The following is a 15,553-nucleotide window of genomic DNA, read 5'->3' as shown; positions in this document are numbered from 1 at the left end:
GACGAACAGACATCCCTCGCCGACGCCGTCGAGTCGTGGCCAGCCACCCGCCGCCCCGCACACCGTCGGGTTCGGCGTGATCAGCTTGCGTCGTCCGACCCGCAAGGTCAGGAACTGCCCTCACGCGCAGCGAGCAGCTCCAGATGTGCGGCGGCGACGCGCTTCGGCACCACCATCCGCCAGGCGTCGATCACCAGCTCGCGCATCTCCTTCTGCCCGAGCTCGGCCAGCCACGCCTCGACCCAGTTGTAACGCATGTCGGACGACGTCGGCAGGAAGAACTTGTGCGGCGCTGCCGCGACGAGTGCTGCCCGCTCCTCCTTGGGAAAGGCAAAACCCATCGCCCGCTCGTCCCTACTGAACGCGATGTACACGATCTGTCCGACGCGGAATTTGACGCGGTCGCGGATCAGGTGTTCTTCCGTGCGCGGCAGCGACCGAGCCACTCCTCGCACGTCCTCCACTCCGACCACCCCACCATCATCGGCCATCGGCCCTCATGCGAGCACGGGAACTCCCCGCCGGGACGATCGCCAGGAAAACCGGGCCGGGATGTCACTGTCCGGCCTTCTCAAAACGCAGCAGCGCGGCGGCGCCGCTCTGCTCGACCGATGCCAGGCGCAGTCCTTCGACGCCCTCGGGGCCGACGAACAGTCGCCGTCATGGCTGTCCGGGCCGACAAACCGGCCGTGTCGGCGCGCTGAACACCGTCAGTCCATGAATGGTTGCAGTACGAGCAGTACTCCGATCGTTCCCAGGCGCGGGAGATTCACGGTGACCGCGTCCCCGACGATCTGGAGCTCGTCCAGGCGGTCGCCCAGGAACGTCGCCGTTGCCGCCTGCGCGACGGCTACTCCGGCACGAACATGGAGAGTCACGGACTCCTCCGCGTAGGACTGCAGGCGCAGGAGCACGGCGCCGTCGTCCCCGGGCTCGGGCCGCGATACCGAGATCAGCCGCACACGGTCGTCGTCCAGCTGCACCAGCGAGCGCTCCGGCGTGGGGTCGGACTCCATTGGCCCGGTGGCGAGGACGCCGTGCACCGGCTGCGTCAGGTCCGCCGCGGTGCGGATGCCCAGCCCGGACGCCGACAGCTGCTCACCGGCCCGGCGCACCCCCACCGCGTACGTCACGGACGCCTCGAAGCCCTGCTGGGACGGGAAGTTGGTGTCCCAGACGTTGTTGTGCACCCAGGAGTACAGGGTGGCGGGCTCGCGCGGGCTCGTGGAGTCAGGGAACGGTGCGTAGGGCAGCGCGATCGTCTCCGGGTGGACGAGCGGCGCCTCGTGTGTCGCCCAGGCGACCACGTGCTCGCCGTCGGCGACGCTCACCCAGTTGCGCACCGCGCGCATGTGCTGCGGTGCGCCCGGCACGTGCTCCAGCCCGTCACCGGTGAGCGCGCCGGTGATCTCGTAACGGACGGTGGGGTCGTTCGCTGCGAACGGGAAGGCGAAGAAGGCGCTCTCCTTGGTCATCGTGGCCGGCTTCGACAGCCGGTTCTCGATGTCCAGGCGCGGCTGGTCCCGGCCCAGCCGCAGGGTGGTACGGGCCCAGCGCACTCCGTCGGCGGCGAACTCATAGGTCAGCAGCTGCTCCACCCCGGTGTCGACCCGCTCGATGAACGCGGCGGGCCGCGCCAGGGTGCGGCTGCCGAGCAGCTCGAGGTCCGGTGACACGGCGGTCTTGTTCGACTGATGGTTGTAGCCGCCCGCGGTGGTGTACGTGTCGTAGACGTAGGCGTTGAACCCGACCGTCGCGTCGGCGTTCACCAGCTCGCGACCGGTGGCGAGCTCCACGATCGACGCGATGCACGCTCGGACCAGGTCCACGCGGACACGCAGGTGCTCGTTCTGGATCACCAGCGGGTCGGGGTGCTCCGGGGTCACTGGTCCGACGTCGCCGGTTTCGCCCGACCGCTCCACCACGTCCAACCGCACATGGCCCAACGGCGGAAGGTCGGGCACGTGGACCGTGACGATCCGGCCGGCGTCGCGGTGGTTCGGGTTCTGCTGGGCGGCCACGGTGATCGGCAGCGGCTTACCGGTGCGGCCGTCCCTCACGTCGATCGGCCTGTCCAGCGGCACGCGGCTCTCCCGGACGAACAGCCGCACCGCCGCTGTCCGCGTCGCCGCGACGGTGTTGGTGGCGTAGTAGGTGACGGTGGCGTCGGCGGCGGCCGGCAGGGTCTCTCCCAGCCGCGCGGTGGCGTGGTCGGTGAACGTCGCCGCGTCGTCCTGCGCGTTGATCCCGTGGGCGTACTTCCAGTGCCACTGCTGCTCGCCGGAGCCGAACCCGCTGTCCCCGTCCGTCCACGGGTTACCCGCGCCCCACGTGTGCTCGTTGAACAACGAGATCGAGCTGTAGACCTTTGTGGAATGCTCCCCCTCGTGGGCGAGCGGGCTTCCGCCGAGCATCGCGGACATGCTGCTGATCGTCTGTGCGTCGACGACGCCGGCCTGCGCCTTCCGCGTCATCGCGAGCGGGCGCGCGCCGGAACCGACTCCCTCCACCCACCAGTCGCCCCAGTCACCCTCGAACTCCTGGATCTGCCCTGCGAGCCGCTCCTCGGCGTCGCGGAAGAAGTCCTCGTTGCGTGACATCCGCAGCCGTGGGTAGAGCCACGTGTCGTTCCAACGTGCGACCGTGTCGGCCATGATCAGCCGCGGTGGCGCGTTGTCGCCGAAGTGCCCCTGGACGCGCAGGTGCAGCACGTCCCACGGGTAGGGCTCGCGGTCGTGCACCGCGTCGCCGTGCCAGCCGAACATTCCCGGCGGGAACGGGTAAGGCCGGCTCCCCAGCGCGGTGAGGTAGGCCGGCAACAGGCCGTCGACCTGGTCGTAGGAGGTGTCGAAGCCGAGTACCGAGCCCTCCATGTAGGCAAGACCGTGCGGGCTGTCGGTCATCCAGACCAGCACCGAGTTGCCGGCGGGCGAGCGCCAGCGAAACAGCCGCGGCAGCTTCTGCCCGCCGTTGAGGTGGGGCACCGAGCGTCCCGCCCAGTTGTGCGCCACCGACAGGTAGCGCACGCCGATCTGCGCGAGCGCGTCGGGCAGGCCTGCGACGGTGCCGGGCACGTCGGTCTGCATGGCGGAGGTGAACTCCACGCCGTAGCGATCACGCACCGCACGCGCCGGCCGCAGGAGCTCGTGCAACTCGTCGGTGGAGCAGGTGTCGGTGTGCAGGTTGTAGGGCAGGGCGGTGAGCTCGATCTGCCCGGTCCGGACGTAGGAGATGAACTCTTCGACCCGCTCAGGGGAGCGGGCTGCGGCCCACTGCTGGAACGACCACAACGACTCGACCGCCCACCGGAACTTCGCCTCGTCCGGCCGGTCGGCGGTGGCCCGGACGAGGTCGAGGCAGGAGTCGAGGAACGCGACGTGCTCGGCGAGCACGGTGCCCTGGGGGTCGGTGTAGCCGATGTCCAGGTGCGAGTGGTGGACGAGATGGATCGTCCATTCCCGAACGGGGTTCAGCACCACGTCGAGTTCGGACTCGCCGTCGAGCGACGGGATCGCGACTCGTAGCGCGGTCGGCCGATCGACGGCGGGCACCAGCAGGCGCAACGAGCCTGCCGGGCCGTCGGTGTCCTCGACCGCCACCGCGCTGCCGGTCTCCGTGCGCACGACGACGTCGACAGCATGGAGATCCAGGTCCCGGCCGAGCCCGTCGACCTCCACGCGCACGGCCTGCCGGCGGCCGCCGCCGGGCGTGGCGCGTAGCAGCCCCTCGGCGATCACTCGGACGGACCGGCTGCCGAGCCGGCCGCGGCCCGCGGTGGCGAAATCGACCATCCCCGCGCGTGCCTTGTCGTGTGACCAGGGGGTGGCGGCGATGAGTGCCTTGGTCGTCATGGAGGAGGTCGGCCCCTTCCGTCTGGGCTGATCGTCAGGACGTGAGCTTCAGGCTGCGCGTGAAGAAGCGCTGGAACACGAAGAACAGCAGGATCGTCGGGAGCGACGCCACGAGCGCTCCGGCGAGCACCACGGGCGGCCCGACGTTCGAGTAGTTGCTGGTCAGGTCGGCGAGCGCGGCCATGGCCGGCCTGACGTTGGGGCTGGTCCCCAAGGTGATGCCGAACAGCATGTCGTTCCAGATCCACGTGAACTGGAACAGGAACGCCGCCACCATCGCACTACTAGCCAGCGGCAGGTGCACGGAGACGAACATGCGCAACCAGCCTGCCCCGTCCAGCGCCGCGGCCTCGCGCATCTCCCGCGGGACTGTCGTCATGTAGTTGCGCATGACGAAGAACGCGAACGGCACCGCGAGCGCGGCGTAGATCAGCAGCATCCCGTACTGCGTGTCGTACAGAGAGGTGGCGGCGTACCCGCTGAACAGCGGCGCGAGGAACATCTGCAGCGGCAGGATCGTGCCGACGTAGATCGCCCAGAACCACACCGCCGGTCGCTTGATCGGCATCACCACCACGGCGAACGACGCGAGCGCCGCCACCACGACGGCCAGCAGCGCGCCGAGCACGGCGTAGATCAGGCTGTTGACCATCCCGGAACCCACGTTGGCCGTGGCGAACGCCTCGCCGACGTTGTCGAGGAACGCCCACGACGTGGGCCACCACGACGGGGTGCCGGTGTAGTCGCCCGCCGCGGTGAAGGAGTTGACGACCAGCAGGTAGCTGGGAACCAGCCAGACCAGTGCCGTCACCACGATCACGATGTTCTTGACCGTACGTCCCATCATCGGCTCCTCAGCTCGTCCGCAGCTGGCGACGCAGGTAGATCCAGGACGCAGCGACGACCACCAGGGTGAGGACCACCGCGACGGCGGCGCCCGCTCCGTAGCGCGCGAGCGTGAACGTCTCGCGGTACATGCTCAGCGCGAGGGTCTCCGACGCGGTGCCGGGGCCACCCTGGGTGAGCAGCCAGACGATGTCGAATGTCTTGAGGCTGTTGACCACCGAGATGCCCACGACCACCACCGTGATCGGCCGCAGCTGGGGCAGCGTGATGTGCCAGAACAGCCGCACGCCGCTCGCGCCGTCGAGGCGGGCGGCCTCCACCGTGGACGGTGGGATCGCCTGCAGCCCGATCAGGAAGAGGATCACGGCGACCCCGGTGCCCTGCCATGTGCTGGCGAGGATCATCACCACGGTGTTGAGCGGCCAGTGCAGCAGCCAGCCCTGCTGAAGGTCGGCGAGGCCGAGCGCGGCCAGACCGCCGTTCAGCGCCCCGTCGTCGCGCAGGACGAACGTCCACACCACCGCCGTGGCCGCGCCGGACAGCGCGTAGGGCAGCACCAGGCTGAACCGGGCGGCGTTCCCCCAACGCAGCCCGTGCGTCCCCACCGCGACCAGCAGCCCGATCACCACCGGTAGCGCGAGCGTGCCCGCCACCCACATCAGCGTGTTGAGCACGGTCTGGCCGAAGCCCGCGCTGGTGAACAGCGTGACGTAGTTGTCGACTCCGGCCCAGGTACGCGTGAAGCCGTTGTCGACGAAGAAGCTGCGGTAGATCGTCTCGAGGAACGGCAGGATCATGAGGACGGCGACGAGCGCCACCGCCGGAAGCAGGAACAGCGCGATCGTCAGCACCAGCCGCGGGCTTCGGCGCCCGGTTGTGCGGGCGACGGACGGTTCCGGGGCGGCGACGTCGGCCGCGGCCGGAGTCAGGACGCTCATGCCTTCCAGGCCTCCCATTCCGCATCGGCGCGGTCCTGCAGGCGACGCAGCGTCGCGGCGCCGTTGTCGACGGTGGGCGTGACCATGAAGGCGCTCAGGTCGCGCACGTTGCCCTCGACGAGCACCGGCGGCGACGCCTCCCAGTAGCGGGTGAGCTCGCGCGGTCGAACCCTCGCCACCTCCTGTGCGAGGCCGACGACGATGCTGCCCGCCGGCAACGCGGCCGGGTTGGCCGACGCGTCCCCGAGCGCGTCCACCCAGGGCTGCTGCACCTCCGTGGCGAGCCACGCGTCGGCCACGGCCATCGCCGCTTCGTGCTTGTGCGCGTTCGCCGAGACGCAGAGCGCCGCGCTCTCCACCACCACACCCGGGTGCGCGCCCGGCACTACCGGCGGCACCAGGAAGAGCCCCACGTCCGCGGCCCCGAGCCCGGCGCTGGTGTAGCTGTTGACGTTGAACGTGCCGCCGAGGGACATGCCGAGCGTCCCGTCCTGGAACATCCCCGGGTAGCCCTGGGCGTCGATGTCCGGGCCGGAGAACAGGTCCTCGGCGTACATCTGCGCCCACAGCTCCATCGCGGCCATGGCGACGTCGTCGACGTAGCTCACGCGGCCGGCGGTGACGTTCTCGTAGTAGTCAGGGCTGTGGCCGATCAGCAGTTGGGAGAACCAGATCACCGACTCCCACGAGCTCGCGCCGGTGGCGCCGATGGGCGTGATCCCCGCGTCGCGCAGCGTCCTCGCCACGTCGAGGAACTCGGTCCACGTCGCCGGCACGGACACGCCGGCGGCATCGAAAGCCCGGCGGCTGTAGAACATCGGGTAGTAGCTCTTGTAGAGGGGCAGCGCGTACGGCCGCCCGTCGGAGCTGAAGGACGCTCTCAGGCTCGGGTCCACCCAGCCCTGGGCCTGCGCGTGGTCCCACGCGGCGCTCAGGTCGGACAGGATCCCGCCGCGGGCGATGTCCTGCAGGCGATACCCGTTCCACCACTTGAACAGGTCGGTCGTGCTGTCGGTCTGCGCCGACATCCGCACGATCTGCTGGTACGTGCTCTGGTTGGGCACCGCACGCACCGCGAGCCGGTATCCCACGCGGCGCTCGAGCTCCGCGGACGCGGCGTCGTAGGCGTCGGACCAGGTGGCGACGTCGTTGTTCAGCGTCAGGACGTTACCCGGGGCGGGCCGGGTGTAGGTCCCGCGGGCACACCCGGTCAGCGCGGCCAGGCCTGCTGCGCCGACGATGCCGAGCAGGGAGCGGCGGGAGAGTCCACGGGGGCGCGGGCTCGGCGGCCGATCGGACATCGGGCCTCCGATCATCGGTGAACGGTGTCAGCGAAGGTATCCGTACCATGAGCATTGAGCAAGAGCGCTGGGGCAACTTAAGGTATCGATATCTCGATCGCAGTGAGGAGCTTGTATGAGGGTCCCCGGCTACGACGCCAGCCCGCGCTACCTGCCGGTGGGCGGACGGGTGGACACCGGATGGGACGGACCGGTGGCCGCACTGCCGCCGGGGCCGCTGATCCTCGCCGTCGACGGGCCGGGCCTCCTGGACTGGCGCCGACTGCTGGACGACCTCACCGCCGGTCTGCGGATGAGCTACGCCGAGGTGCGAGTGGCCGACACATACGAGCGCTTCGCCGCGTGGGAGACCGTCGTCGAACTCACGACGTCGGCTGAGCTGCCCGACGACCCCGACTTCGTCCGCCTCGCCGAGGGATCGCTCGCCGATCTCCTCGACACCACCGACTCATCCGAGCCGCCCGCCGACGGCGTGCTCGTCGTCCACGGGCCGGGCGCGGCACTGCTGCCGCACGACGTGCTCTGGTACGTCGACCGGCCCAAGCGGTACGCGGAGGCGGCGATCACCACCGGCGGCGGCCGCAACCTCGGCCAGCGGTCCGGGCAGGGCACCACGCGCAGGCTGTTCTATGTGGACTGGCCGTTGCTCGACCGCCACCGCGACGGCCTGCTCGCCGCCGTCGACCGCTGGTTCGACGTCCAGGACCCGGCCCGCCCGGCCTCCCTCGACGGCGACGTCCTGCGCCGTACCGCCGCCGACCTCGCCTGTAGACCCTTCCGCACCAGGCCCTTCTTCAATTCCACGTCCTGGGGCGGGCACTGGGCGCAGCGCGAGCTGGGCATCAACCCGGACTCACCCAGCACGGCGCTGGGTTACGAGTTGATCGCACCGGAGAGCGGTGTGCTGCTCGGGGAGAGCGCCGACGCGCAGGTCGAGATCCCGTTCGCCGCCGTGGTCGCGCTCCACCCCGAGGAGGTGCTCGGCACCGACGTGCACCGGAGGTTCGGCACCTCCTTCCCGGTGCGCTTCGACTACCTCGACACCGTCGGCGGCGGCAGCCTCTCGGTGCACTGCCATCCGCAGCCCGAGTACATGGCGCGCGTATTCGGCTGGCCCTACACGCAGCACGAGACCTACTACGTGATGGAGACCAGCGGCGGCCGATCGATCTACCTCGGCCTGCACGAGGACGTCGACGTGGCCGCGTTCAACGCCGAGGCGCACGCGGCCGCCCACGACCACGTGCCGTTCGAGATCACCGACCACGTCCAGGAGCATCCGGCCACAGCCCACCAGCTCTATCTGGTGCCCGCGGGCACACCGCACGGCAGCGGCGAGGGCAACGTCGTGCTGGAGATCAGCGCCACGCCCTACTTGTACTCGCTGCGGTTCTACGACTGGCTGCGCAGGGACGCGGCGGGGCGCCAGCGGCCGGTGCACGTCGACCACGCGTTCCGCAACCTCGACACCACGCGCCAGGGCAAGGCGGTGCAGGAGCAGCTCATCCAGGACCCACGGCCGCTGCGGGTGGGCGACGGCTGGTCCGACGAGCTGATCGGCATGCTGCCCGAGATGTTCTTCGAGGTCCGCAGGCTCGCGCTGCGCGCCGATGCGCAGGCACCGCAGGAGACCGCAGGGAGCTTCCACGTGTGGACGGTCGTCGAAGGAGCCGGCGCGACCTTCCGGACCGGTACGCACACCCACCGACTGGCGTACGCCGAGACTCTCGTGGTGCCGGCCGCCGTGGGCTCCTACGCCGTGGCGGGCGCGGGTGGGCAGGTCCGCCTCGTGCAGGCGCTGGTCCCCCGGCCATGACCGTCGTACCGGTGCTGGAGATCGGTGGCACCCACGTCTCGTCCGCGCTCGTGTCAGCGCCCTGGACGCTGCGCGACGAACAGGTTCACCGCTCCCCCGTGCACGCGGACGGCACGGCCGTGGAGATCGTCGACGACCTCCTGCACGCAGCCATCGCGCTCGGCCCCCGGCCGGGGGCCCGGTGGGGCGTCGCGATCCCCGGGCCGTTCGACTACACCTCGGGTGTCGGGCGGTTCGACGGCGTCGGCAAGTTCGACGCGCTGCGCGGCTTCGCCCTCGGCGAGGTCCTCACCCGCGAACTGCAGGGCGCAGAGATCGTGTTCCTCAACGACGCACACGCGTTCGGCCTCGGCGAGTGGCGCGCCGGGAACACCGCGGGCCACGACCGGGTGCTGGTCCTCACGCTGGGCACCGGGGTGGGCAGTTGCTTCCTCGACCGCGGCACCGTCGTCGCCTCCGGCCCGGACGTCCCGCCGGAGGGACGTGCCGACCTGCTCACCATCGACGGCGCACCGCTGGAGGACACGGTCTCCCGGCGTGCGCTGCTGGCCCGTGCCGGAGCCGGCCGCAACGGGCCGGACGTGCGTGATCTCGCCGTACGCGCCCTCGCCGGCGACGCTTCCACCCGCGCGCTCTTCACCAGGGCGTACCGCGCGCTCGGTAGGGCCCTCGCCCCGTGGATCGTCCGGTTCGGCGCCTCCCTCGTCGTGCTCGGCGGAAGCGTCGCGGCATCATGGGCCCTCGTGGCTGGCCCGTTCCAGGCAGGTCTGGCCGACGGACGGGCCTCCGCGCAAGTCGTCCCGGCGTTCTCGGCCCACGCCGGACTCGTCGGCGCGGGCTGGTGGGTGTATGCATCCGGGACCCCGTGAGGAGGGCGTCGTGGGTTCGATCACGCCGGGCATGTCGCCCGAACGCACGTCGTCACCGACGATGCGAGACGTTGCCGCGCATGCCGAGGTGAGCCCGATGACGGTCTCCCGCACGCTCCGGGGCGATCCTCGCGTGTCTCCCGAGATGCGGGCCCGAGTGCTCGCGTCCGTCGAGGTGCTGCGCTACCGCCGCAACGACGTGGCTCGCGGCCTGCGCACCGGAGGTTCGAGCGGTCTGCTCGGCTTGATCGTCACCAACCTGGGCAACCCGTTCTACTCGGAGCTGGCGCTCGGAGTCGAGAGCCTCGCGTCGGAACATGGATTGCGTGTCGTGATCGGGAACACCGGCGGCGACCTCGACCGGGAACGGCAACTCGTCGACGACATGGCCTCGCGCCGGGTCGACGGCATCATCGTGGTCCCGGCCGGCAACGACCACGCGCACCTCGAGCCCGCCGGGCTGCACGGCCTCCCTGTCGTGCTCGCCACCCACCCACCGTCCGGGGTCGACGTCGACGCCGTCATCGTCGACGACTTCGGTGGCAGCAGGAGTGCCACGTGCGCACTGATCGCACAGGGCCACCGTCGCATCGGGTTCCTCGGCCTCGGCCGGTCGATGTGGACCGGTGCCGAACGACTGCGCGGTTTCTGCTCGGCCCTGGAGGACGCCGGCATTCCCGTCGAGGACGCGCTGCTGCGCAGTGTCGCGCCCGTCGCGGGAGCCGCCGAGGCCGTGACGACGGAGCTCCTGTCCATCGCCGACCCACCCACCGCCGTGTTCGCTGCGAACAACCGCAACACTCTCGGCGCCTACCGCGCGATCGCCGAGCGCGGCGCCGCGACAGCGCTCGCCGGTTTCGACGACGTCCCACTGGCCGACCTGTTCGCCGCGCCGATCAGCGTGGTCACCTATGACACGGGCGAGGTCGGCAGGCGCGCGGCCACCCTGCTGCTGGATCGCATCGCCGGGGCAGGACAGCCATCCGCACATCCGCGGCTGGTGACCGTTCCCACCAGCCTGAAGGACTATCGGCCCGCATGCGGTCCCCAAGCGGCCCCGGTCTGATCGCTCGAGGCAGGGCGCCGGTCGGCACGGGTCACATCCAGCCGCTCCGCTTGAACAGCGTGTAGAGCCCGAACGCGAGCAGCACCATCACGAGCAGGGCCAGTGGGTAGCCGAGAATCCAGTGCAGTTGGGGCATGTGGGTGAAGTTCATGCCGTAGATCGTGGCGATCAGGCTGGGCGCGAACAGGATGGCCGCCCAGGAGGAGATCCGTTTGACCTGCCCGCTCTGGCCGTAGCTGGCCTCGGTGAGAGCGGTGAGTTCGGCGCTCTGCTTCTGGGCGACCAGGGCGGCGTTGACCGCCATGACGTCGACGAGCAGTTCACGGAAGTTCTGTGCGCGTTCGACCGCGCGGGTGCTGTGGTCGGCCACGTCGCGCAACGCCCGGCGCAGCTCCAGGTCGGACTCCCCTGCCTGGGCCTTCAGATGATCGCGAAACTCGGAGCAGAGCAAAGGCAACGGCTCGACGGCGCGCTGGAATGTGATGACCTCGCGAGTCAGGTGATAGATCCGTTTCGACGCGGTCGGATCGCCGTCGAATACCTGCTCCTCGATCTGGTCGATATCGGTTTGCAGGCCGTCGAGCACCGGACCGTAATCGTCGACGACCTTGTCGAACACCGCGTAGAGAACCGCGAAGGGTCCGGTCCGGAGCAAGTTGGGATCCTGCTCGAGGCGCTGTCGTACCGGGCGCAGATCGGGCTCCTCGGCATGCCGGACGGTGATCACGAAATCGGGCCCGAGGAACAGATGCAGCTCGCCGATCTCGATTGCCTCGGCGGAGTCGACGTATCGGACCGGCCGCAGGACGACGAACAGGATGTCGTCGTAGCGTTCCACCTTCGGCCTCTGGTGCGCCGTGATGGTGTCCTCGACGGCCAGTCTGTGCAGGTTGAACTCCTGCGCCACCGCGTGGATCTCGTCGGGATCCGGGCGCAGCAGCCCGATCCAGCAGAAGCTGTGGCCGTCGCCAGGGCAGGCGCGCAACTCCGAGAAGGTGCGGTCCATCGAGTCCGGCTGCACCTCGCGGCGGCCGTCGATGTAGATAGCGTTGTCGACCACCGGCATGACGCGGCTCCCAACGGTGAGGCAGGTGCCCGGCGGCGGATCAGACCGGGGCCACCGGACAATTCTCCCATCGGAATGCCACGGCGTGCTCGACATCGGCCACGACGAGATCCGAATGGTCGATGCCCGGGACATGAGGTTTGATGGGGCGGTGCAGGTGGAACCGATCCTGCAAGCTCATCGGCCGCTCGTTGTCAGCGCTGCTGCCGTGGCACCCCTGGTTGCCTGCGCAGCGCTGAGCCCGCTCCGCGTCAACTTCGCGAACACCAATATCGCGCTCGTGCTGGTACTGCTCATCGTCGCCGCTGCCGCCACCGGCATCCGAATGGCCGGCCTCGTCGCCGCGTTGTCGAGCGCAGCATGGTTCGACTTCTTCTTCACCGAGCCGTTCAGCCAGTTCAGCATCGTCGAGCGCGCGGACATCGAGACGGCGGTGCTGCTCATCCTCGTGGGCGGCGCCGTCACCGAGATAGCCCTCTGGGGGCGGCGCCAACAGGCCCGTGCGAGCAGCGAGCAGGGCTACCTCGACGGCGTGCTGAGCACCGCCGCGGCAGTCGGCGCCGGCCGCTCGTCCACCGACTCCTTGCTCGACCACGTGTGCGATCAGATCGTCGCCGTCCTCGGAATCGACCGCTGCCGCTTCGATCCGGGCGACGACGCCATCCTCGCGACCCTCAACAACGACGGGACCATGACCTACAACGGCCACCCGTTCGACGTCGGTCGGCTCGGGCTACCGACCGACTCCGAGATCGCGCTCGTGGTGCAGAGCGGTGGCGTCGTCCATGGCAGATTCCTGCTCACCGCCGCCACCCGGATCGTCCGGCCGACGCTTCAGCAGCTCCGCGTCGCGATCGCACTCGCCAACCAGGTAGGTGCCGCGCTCGCCACCTCCGACGGGCACGCCCCGCGCACCGACCCGAACCAGTAGCGACGACCGGTGTCGGCCACGCCTCTCGTCCGACGCCCGGTCATGTTCAGATCTGGTTGCGTGAGGTGATGTCGAGCTTGCTGAAGAGCCTGCTCAGATGCCATTCGACGGTCCGCGGACTGATGAACAGCCGAACCCCGATCTCAGGGTTCGTGAGGCCCTCACGAACCAGGTGAACGATCTGGGCTTCCCGCGCGGTGAGTTCCTTGGTGGTCTCGGTGCAGCGCTTGCGAGCGGTCTCGCCGGTGGCCAGCAACTCGCCTGCCGCCCGCTGGGCGAACGCCTCCATCCTCATCGCGCTGAACATGTCGTGGGCGGTACGCAGCTGCTCGCGCGCGTCGAGCCGACGGCGCTCGCGGCGCAGCCACTCGCCGTACAACAGGTGGGCCCGGGCGAGCTCCCCCCGCAGGCGGGTGCGGCCGAGCCGATCGATCGCTTCGCGGTAGGCGTCCTCGGCGCCTTGGCCGTTGCTCAGCAGGGCGCGTGAGCGAGCTTCGAGGCCGAGTGCCCAGTCGGTGTCGTTGGCGCGCGCCAGCAGGGAGAGCCGCTCGAAGGCCGCGGCTGCGAGTTCGGTCTCTCCGCCATGGGTGGCCGCCTCGATGAGTTCGGTCAGCGTTCCGCGGGCGAGCGCGCTCATCTCCTGCGGGAGCGCGTCGCAGGCCTGGGTGGCCGGCGCAAGCGCGTCCTCGTACCGACCGAGGCCGTTGTACAGGACGGCCTGCGCCCACCCGACGATCGTCAGCCCGATCCCCTCGCCGCGGCGCCGGACCTCGGAGCTGCCCGTCGCGATCAGTTTGACGAGGTGGTCTTCGCAGCCGCGCCAGGCAGCGAGCATCACGGCGCTGTGCGGCCACGAGGCCTCCCCGGTCGCCGCGGTGGCCGCGTGGAGCTCCTCGAGCAGCGACTCCGCCGCGGTCAGATCACCCAGGACGACATGTGCGTTGATGCGTTCGTTCAGGGCCGTGGGCAGCCTGCCGAGCGCGCCGGTGTCACGAGCGAACTGGACGTGGCGATTGGCGAGCAGGTCCCAGGCCGCGTCGTCGCCCAGGTCTCCGGCGGTGAGATGGGCATGCCGGAGCCAGCGGAGACCGTCTTCGTCGGACAGGGTGGGGCTGAGGAAGGCGCTCAACGCCCGCCGCAGCAGCGATGTCCCCGCCGTGTAGCCGTCGGTGAACCGCGTCGCCAGGCCGTCGAGAAGGAGATCGGTCGCGCGTGGGGGCTGCGGTGCGGCGGGCGCGGCCCTTGCCGCTTCAGCCACCTCCCGGACATCGGCGCCGCACGCCAGGTGGCCGGCGTGCATGGCCGCGGCGAGCGCGTCCAGGTAGGTCTCGCGGGCCAGCCGCAGGTCGAGCGGCTCGAGTTGCTTGGCGGCCTTGAGAAGCAGCGGGGCTGCATCGGAACCGCGGTTCATTGCGAAAGCGAGCTCTGCACACAGCTGGTCCACGCGGGCATGCTGCAGCGGGTCCAGCGGGCCTGCTGCCGCGGTCGACAGCAGTTCCATCGCCGCGTCGGGTGAGCCGGCCTCCTGCATGGCATGCGCTGCAGCCAGCACGCGCTCGGCCCGTCGTGTCGGCTCGACGGTCAGGTGGGCGGCCTGTTCCAGGAATGCGGCGGCCGCTGCCGGCCCGCCGCGCTCCTTGGCGCGCTCCGCCGAGCGCTCGAGGTCAGCGGCAATGCCCTCGTCGAAGCCCTGCGCCGCCTGGGCGCGATGCCAGGCGCGGTGATGGGGATCCGCCGAGGGATCGATCGCCTCAGCCAGTGCCCGGTGCGCGCTGCGTTGTTCCTCCACGGAGGCTGCACGCAGAATCGCTGCGCGCATCGTGGGATTCCGGAACCGCACCTGGGCACCGATCTCGACCAACCCGGCCGCGGGCGAGGCCGCCCCGATCCCGATTCCGTGCCGATGAGCCGCCCGCCACACCAGCACCGGGTCACCGAGCGGTTCTGCCGCGGCGATGAGCAGCAGGCGCCGTGTGTCGCCCGGTAGGGACTCGAGTTGCCGCTGGAGGCTCTCCCCGGTCTGCCTCGGGACCGCCGTCCTGCCTGGCAGGCCGAACCCGCCGGTCAACTCGGCCGGTGTCAGTTCCTCCCGCAGCTCCAGAAGCGCCCGGGGGTTGCCTCGAGTCTCGGCGACGATCCGGTCGACTACTCGCTCGTCCACCGGTCCGAGCAGCGCCTGGCCCAGCAGCGCCCGCGCATCATCGTGCGCCAGGCCCGTGACCACCAGCTCCGGCAGGCCCGTCGTCTCTTCCTTCTCGTGTCCGCGCGACGCGAAAACCAAGCCCACCGACTGGGCCCCCAACCGCCGAGCGACGAACGTCAACGTCTGCGCCGATGCCTTGTCGAGCCACTGCGCGTCATCGACCACCCAGACGAGCGGCTGTTCCCGGGCCACCGCGGCCAGCAGACCGAGCACGGCCAGGCCGACCAGGAAGCGACTCGGCGCCTCGCCCTTCTGCAAACCGAACGCCGTGCACAACGCGTCGCGCTGGGGATCAGGCAGGCGCTCGAGCCGGTCCACCATCGGGGCACACAGCTGATGCAGCGCAGAGAACTCCAACTCCATCTCGGCGGGGACACCTGCGGTCCTGGCCACGCGGAACCCCGGCGTCTGCCCGGCCACATGGTCCAACAGTGCCGACTTGCCGACTCCCGGATCGCCACGCAGGACGAGGACCTGGCTCTTACCCGCCCGTACTGCGTCGAGCAGCCGGTCGAGCACCTCACGCTCACGGCGTCGGCCCCGCAACACGTCCACCACCCACCGCCTCAGGTCACCGTCGACTGGTCAGGCACACGATCACCTGCAGACCGGACACGATCGGGGCCATCGTTTGGTCCCGATCGGCATCAACAGGAGTCGTTCGAG

The 15,553-nt window shown here is 70.1% G+C and carries 12 protein-coding genes; 4 read left to right on the top strand and 8 right to left on the bottom strand.

Annotated features, from left to right (window positions below):
* Window positions 1–107: 107 nt before the first annotated feature.
* The 5 genes from ABD743_RS18405 to ABD743_RS18385 all read right to left on the bottom strand — a co-directional run bounded on the left by ABD743_RS18405 (window position 108) and on the right by ABD743_RS18385 (window position 6,936).
* A complete protein-coding gene (locus tag ABD743_RS18405; RefSeq protein WP_344723400.1) occupies window positions 108–473 on the bottom strand; it encodes an MmcQ/YjbR family DNA-binding protein in 366 nt (121 codons plus the stop codon).
* A 237-nt stretch (window positions 474–710) separates the two neighbouring features.
* On the bottom strand, window positions 711–3,851 hold the full coding sequence (locus tag ABD743_RS18400) for a glycoside hydrolase family 38 N-terminal domain-containing protein (RefSeq protein WP_344723322.1): 3,141 nt from the start codon (window positions 3,849–3,851) through the stop codon (window positions 711–713).
* Between the two features lie 34 nt (window positions 3,852–3,885).
* Entirely contained in the window at window positions 3,886–4,695 is an 810-nt protein-coding gene (locus ABD743_RS18395; protein ID WP_344723321.1) for a carbohydrate ABC transporter permease, read from the bottom strand.
* A gap of 10 nt (window positions 4,696–4,705) precedes the next feature.
* Window positions 4,706–5,635: a carbohydrate ABC transporter permease gene (locus ABD743_RS18390; RefSeq protein WP_344723320.1), complete on the bottom strand. Its 930-nt coding sequence runs from the start codon at window positions 5,633–5,635 to the stop codon at window positions 4,706–4,708.
* Entirely contained in the window at window positions 5,632–6,936 is a 1,305-nt protein-coding gene (locus ABD743_RS18385; protein WP_344723319.1) for an ABC transporter substrate-binding protein, read from the bottom strand. Before ABD743_RS18385 ends, ABD743_RS18390 begins: the two co-directional genes overlap by 4 nt.
* A gap of 115 nt (window positions 6,937–7,051) precedes the next feature.
* Here ABD743_RS18385 and ABD743_RS18380 point away from each other — a divergent pair, with 115 nt between their 5' ends.
* From ABD743_RS18380 to ABD743_RS18370, 3 genes are read left to right on the top strand one after another with little or no spacing between them, the layout of a single operon-like run.
* Entirely contained in the window at window positions 7,052–8,752 is a 1,701-nt protein-coding gene (locus ABD743_RS18380) for a class I mannose-6-phosphate isomerase (protein ID WP_344723318.1), read from the top strand.
* On the top strand, window positions 8,749–9,621 hold the full coding sequence (locus ABD743_RS18375; RefSeq protein ID WP_344723317.1) for an ROK family protein: 873 nt from the start codon (window positions 8,749–8,751) through the stop codon (window positions 9,619–9,621). Before ABD743_RS18380 ends, ABD743_RS18375 begins: the two co-directional genes overlap by 4 nt.
* Before the next feature lie 10 nt (window positions 9,622–9,631).
* Window positions 9,632–10,687 carry a LacI family DNA-binding transcriptional regulator gene (locus tag ABD743_RS18370; protein WP_344723316.1) on the top strand — a complete coding sequence of 352 codons (1,056 nt, stop codon included), beginning with the start codon at window positions 9,632–9,634 and terminating at the stop codon, window positions 10,685–10,687.
* A 31-nt stretch (window positions 10,688–10,718) separates the two neighbouring features.
* On the opposite strand, the gene ABD743_RS18365 is transcribed toward ABD743_RS18370, so the two are convergent.
* A complete protein-coding gene (locus tag ABD743_RS18365; RefSeq protein ID WP_344723315.1) occupies window positions 10,719–11,753 on the bottom strand; it encodes a magnesium and cobalt transport protein CorA in 1,035 nt (344 codons plus the stop codon).
* Window positions 11,754–11,793: 40 nt separating this feature from the next.
* The gene (locus ABD743_RS18360; RefSeq protein ID WP_344723314.1) at window positions 11,794–11,934 is read right to left on the bottom strand and encodes a hypothetical protein; all 141 of its coding nucleotides are present in this window, start codon (window positions 11,932–11,934) and stop codon (window positions 11,794–11,796) included.
* 27 nt (window positions 11,935–11,961) lie between these two features.
* Here ABD743_RS18360 and ABD743_RS18355 point away from each other — a divergent pair, with 27 nt between their 5' ends.
* Window positions 11,962–12,684, top strand: coding sequence for a DUF4118 domain-containing protein (locus ABD743_RS18355; RefSeq protein WP_344723313.1), 723 nt, complete (start codon window positions 11,962–11,964; stop codon window positions 12,682–12,684).
* Window positions 12,685–12,730: 46 nt separating this feature from the next.
* On the opposite strand, the gene ABD743_RS18350 is transcribed toward ABD743_RS18355, so the two are convergent.
* Window positions 12,731–15,442, bottom strand: a complete 2,712-nt coding sequence (locus tag ABD743_RS18350; RefSeq protein ID WP_344723312.1) for a helix-turn-helix transcriptional regulator — start codon at window positions 15,440–15,442, stop codon at window positions 12,731–12,733.
* Window positions 15,443–15,553 lie beyond the last annotated feature (111 nt).

This window comes from Pseudonocardia yunnanensis, from assembly GCF_039534065.1.
Lineage (GTDB): Bacteria > Actinomycetota > Actinomycetes > Mycobacteriales > Pseudonocardiaceae > Pseudonocardia > Pseudonocardia yunnanensis.
The sequence above is the reverse complement of the archived record's forward strand: the minus strand, read 5'-3'. Positions and strand labels throughout refer to the sequence as shown.

Bases quoted from the DNA above. Each gene is read 5' to 3' on its own strand.
- ABD743_RS18400 (WP_344723322.1), bottom strand. From the start codon at position 3,851: ATGACGACCAAGGCACTCATCGCCGCCACCCCCTGGTCACACGACAAG.
- ABD743_RS18395 (WP_344723321.1), bottom strand. From the start codon at position 4,695: ATGGGACGTACGGTCAAGAACATCGTGATCGTGGTGACGGCACTGGTC.
- ABD743_RS18390 (WP_344723320.1), bottom strand. From the start codon at position 5,635: ATGAGCGTCCTGACTCCGGCCGCGGCCGACGTCGCCGCCCCGGAACCG.
- ABD743_RS18385 (WP_344723319.1), bottom strand. From the start codon at position 6,936: ATGTCCGATCGGCCGCCGAGCCCGCGCCCCCGTGGACTCTCCCGCCGC.
- ABD743_RS18380 (WP_344723318.1), top strand. From the start codon at position 7,052: ATGAGGGTCCCCGGCTACGACGCCAGCCCGCGCTACCTGCCGGTGGGC.
- ABD743_RS18375 (WP_344723317.1), top strand. From the start codon at position 8,749: ATGACCGTCGTACCGGTGCTGGAGATCGGTGGCACCCACGTCTCGTCC.
- ABD743_RS18365 (WP_344723315.1), bottom strand. From the start codon at position 11,753: ATGCCGGTGGTCGACAACGCTATCTACATCGACGGCCGCCGCGAGGTG.
- ABD743_RS18360 (WP_344723314.1), bottom strand. From the start codon at position 11,934: ATGAGCTTGCAGGATCGGTTCCACCTGCACCGCCCCATCAAACCTCAT.